The sequence below is a fragment of the Streptomyces sp. 8P21H-1 genome (assembly GCF_013302945.1).
The window spans coordinates 1-3,889 of the sequence record NZ_JABTYA010000050.1 but is presented as its reverse complement, the minus strand read 5'-3'; the positions used below and the strand labels follow the sequence as shown (position 1 = coordinate 3,889).

The 3,889-nt window shown below is 70.0% G+C and carries 4 protein-coding genes; 2 read left to right on the top strand and 2 right to left on the bottom strand.

The genetic code is table 11. From position 1 onward, the window contains the following. Positions 1-156 precede the first annotated feature (156 nt). Both HO151_RS00980 and HO151_RS00975 read right to left on the bottom strand, forming a co-directional pair. Positions 157-1,590 (bottom strand): family 43 glycosylhydrolase, encoded by a 1,434-nt coding sequence (locus HO151_RS00980; protein ID WP_173894241.1) that lies wholly within the window; start codon positions 1,588-1,590, stop codon positions 157-159. Continuing rightward, positions 1,572-2,585, bottom strand: coding sequence for an arabinan endo-1,5-alpha-L-arabinosidase (locus tag HO151_RS00975; protein ID WP_368039376.1), 1,014 nt, complete (start codon positions 2,583-2,585; stop codon positions 1,572-1,574). Before HO151_RS00975 ends, HO151_RS00980 begins: the two co-directional genes overlap by 19 nt. A gap of 278 nt (positions 2,586-2,863) precedes the next feature. On the opposite strand from HO151_RS00975, the gene HO151_RS00970 reads away from it, so the two are divergent. Further along, positions 2,864-3,610 (top strand): intradiol ring-cleavage dioxygenase, encoded by a 747-nt coding sequence (locus tag HO151_RS00970; RefSeq protein ID WP_173894239.1) that lies wholly within the window; start codon positions 2,864-2,866, stop codon positions 3,608-3,610. Between the two features lie 98 nt (positions 3,611-3,708). After that, positions 3,709-3,889, top strand: a 181-nt coding sequence (locus HO151_RS00965; RefSeq protein ID WP_173894238.1) for a hypothetical protein, incomplete at its 3' end; no start/stop codon positions are given.

Here is a 3,889-nt window from a genome sequence, read left to right as displayed (position 1 = left end):
CCCAGCCGGCCGGGGGGTGGCCGAACACGGCGGGCGCGTCCGGCACGAACTGGCCTGCGGCCGGCGCGCCGGGCCGGATCGGCTGACCGCCGGTGGGGGTGGCGCTCAACGATTGCGCAGTTCCCCGCGCCCCTGGAAGCCGGCCCCCACCGGGGTTCACGCCGGGTTGAACCGCCACTGCTGGCAGTCGTTGTTCAGCCAGGTCCACTGGCGGACGTTCGCGCCGTCGGCCGCGGAGCAGTCGGCCACGTCGGCGACCTTCCCGGTGGCCTGGTTCACGATCCGTGTGTAGCCCCCGCTCGTGGTCAGGAACCGGAACCGCTGGCACGTGTTGTCGAGCCACGCCCACTGCCGCAGGTCCGCCCCGTCCGCGGCGGAGCAGTCCGCCGTGTCCAGCACCTTCCCGGAGGCCACGTTCACCAGCCGGCTGGTGTCGTCGCCGCGGTCCTCCACCCGCCACTTCTGGTGGTTCCCGGCGTTGCAGGCGTACTGCTGGACGTTGGCCCCGTCGGCGGCCGAACCACCGGCCACCTCCAGGCACTTGCCGCTGTTGCGGTTGGTCAGCGTGTACGCCGTCGAGGTGCTCGACGGCTCCCCCGACGGTCCCGCCGTGCTCGCGCCGAGCCGGACCGGCGTGCCGAGGTTCGGTGACCCGTCCGCGTTCCACGTGAACTTCTGCGCGCGCGTGGTGCGGCCGTTGTCGCAGCCCTCGCTCGCGCTGTCGTTGGCGTGGTAGACGATCCAGCTCTCGCTCCCGTCGGGCGAGGTGAAGAAGCCGTTGTGCCCGGGTCCGTACACCCCGGCGGCGTCGTTGCGCTGGAAGACCGGCGTGGACTTCTTCGTCCAGGAGGACGCGGAGAGCGGGTTCGAGCCGGTCAGCGTCAGCTGCCCGAGCTTGTAGTCGGGCGTCCAGCACCCGCTGGCCGAGTAGACGATCCGCGTCGTCCCGCCCCGCTGGAGCACTTCGGGTCCCTCGTTCACCGTCCCGCCCGACCTCTCCCAGTCGTACGTGGGCGTGGAGATCGTCGAGAAGGAGCCGCTGACCGTGTAGGGGTTGGACATGGGGGCGATGACGAGGTTCTGCGTGCCGCCGCTCGCGCTGCCCAGCAGGTAGAGCTGCCCGTTCACGTTGAGCACGCTCGGATCCAGCATCCAGGAGCTGTTGAGCTGGTTCCGGTAGGTGTACGGGCCCATCGGGTCGGAGCCCGAGCTCTCCAGGACGTGGGTGCGCTGGGTCGGGTTGTAGTCGGAGACGTTCTGCCCGGCCACGAAGTAGAGGTACCACCGGCCGCCGGAGTGGAAGAGCTCGGGCGCCCAGATGTTGCAGCAGCGCGAGGCCGCGTCGCCCTTCCACACCTGCACGCTGGGCGCGGTCGCGAGCCCGGCCAGCGTGGGCGACTTGCGCATGGTGATGACGTCGGTCCAGCTCGTCGTCACCAGGTAGTAGTTGCCGTCGTGGTACGAGATCCAGGGGTCGGCGCCCTTCACCGACTTGACCGGGTTGGCGAAGGTCGCCGCGCTCGCCGGCGGCTGTCCGAGCGACAGGGCGAGCAGGAGCGCGGCCAGCAGGGTCAGTAGGCGACGGGCCATCCGCTGCTCCAGTTCAGGAGGTTGATGCCGAGTTTGGGGGTGCCGTTGTCCTGGCCGTCGTAGTAGTGGTAGACGATCAGGTCGCCGTCCACGTCCGCCAGGATCGACTGGCCGCCGGGGCCGATGTACCGGCCGTGCGACTCCAGCACGGGCGTGCCGCCGTTGTTCGTCATGGCGACGCCGTTCCTGTCGTAGTAGGGCCCGGTGACGCTGGTGGCCCGGCCGACCTTGATCTTGTAGGTGGAGCCGGTGCCGGCGCAGCAGGTGTCGTACGAGGCGAACAGGTAGTAGTAGCCGTTGCGCTTGACGACGGACGGCGCCTCGACGGCCTTGGTGCCGGTCGGGCGGGACGCGATCGAGTGGCGGGTGGTGTTGGATGAGAGCTGCTTGCCGGTCGACGGGTTGAGCTGGATCATCTTCAGCCCGGTCCACCAGCTGCCGAACGACAGCCACCACTTGCCGTCGCCGTCCACGAAGAGGTTCGGGTCGATGGCGTTGTAGTCGCTGGAGGTGGTGGACGAGTAGACGACGCCCTGGTCGCTCCAGGAGCCGGGCTGCCCGGTCGCCGAGGTGGCGAGACCGATGGCCGACTTGTTCGAGCCGAAGGTCGAGACGGCGTAGTACATCAGGTACCTGCCGCCCTGGTACGAGATGTCGGGGGCCCATGCCTCGGTCGCGTACCCGGACCACCAGCCCGGCTTGGCGCCGAAGGCGTCGGCGCCCGCGCTGAAGGCGGTGCGGTCGCCCGACCTCTTGCTGCTGATGCCGCCGCCGGTGGCGTACAGCAGGTACTGGCCCGACGAGGTGCGGATCATCGTCGGGTCGTGCACGACGGTCGAACCGGTGACGACGCCCGGGTTCGGGTACGCGGAGGCGGTGGTGGGGACGAGGGCGAGCAGGACCGCCGCGGGGAGGGCGAGGAGGGCTGTCCTGCGGGTCCTGCGGGTCCTGTGGGTCTTCCGGGTCCTGTGGGTCCTGCTGGAGGTGCGGCTCACGCGGGTCCTCCTACGGATGGGGGTGGGGTGCGTGGGAATTGGAGGCTCGGTTGCATGACCGTTCGACATGCCGAACATTGGTCACGTCTTCGAACGAGAACGTAGACGGGAACGTAGAATCGAACCTTCCGCGCGTCAACGGTTCACACAGCACCTCGCGCCCCGACGGGTGTCGAAAGTTTTTCGGCACCCCGGCTGTCCCACAACAGACTTGACGTTCCGTCACTTTGCCCGACGCACAGCACTTCGACAGCTTCCGCTTCTAAGGTGCCGTGTTCATGACAGAAAACTCGATCGGACGACGAACCCTGCTCATCGCCACGGGTGCCACCGCGGCGACCCTGGCCGTCGGAGCCACGGCCCAGCAGCCCCCCACCGCCGCCGACCAGGTCCCGGCAGCCGCCGCGGCCGTCTGCACCCTCACGAAGGAGCTGACCGAAGGCCCCTACTACCTGGACGGACAGCTGGTCCGCGCCGACATCAGCGAGGACAAGACCGGCATTCCGCTGAAGCTCACGCTCACCGTCGTCGACGACGACACCTGTGCCCCGCTCGGCAACGCGCTGGTGGAGATCTGGCACTGCGACGCGCTCGGCGAGTACTCCGGTTTCGTCGGCGGGAACGGGCACGACGAACCGGACAACGGCACGTTCCTGCGCGGCGGCGTCCTGACGGGCTCCGACGGCGTCGCGCGGATCACCAGCGTCTACCCCGGCTGGTACCGGGGCCGCTGCGTCCACATCCACGTCAAGGTGCACACCGGCGTCACGCTGACCCCGGACGGCTCCTTCGAGGGCGGCCGGGAACTGCACACCGGGCAGCTGTTCTTCGACGAGGCCGTCACCAGGAGGGTGGCGACGGTACCCGTGTACGCGGCCAACACGGTGCCCCGTACGACCCTCGCGCAGGACGGCATCTACGACGACGGAGGCGCGGCCTCCGGACTGCTGACCCTCACCGCGCTGGGCACTTCGACGACGGCCGGTTACGCGGGCACGCTCACGCTGGGCATCGAGGCGGGGTAGCGCCGGCGCCCACCGCGGCGGCGTGAATGTCCCAGGACGGCGCATTAGGGTGCCTCTGTCGGACGGTGGACACGCCGAGCGGGAGAGGTGAGCGGGGCGTGGAGGTGCGGGAGCACGGGGAGGGCGCGGATGAGCTGCTGCGGCTCGTACGGCGCCAGGGCGGTCCGGCCGAGGTGCTGGAGCTGCTCGGCCGGCGGACCGGGGCGGAGGCCGCGTGGATCGGGCGCGGAGGCACGGTCGAGGCCGTCACGGCCGGCTTTCCCCGGCGGACGGCCGCCG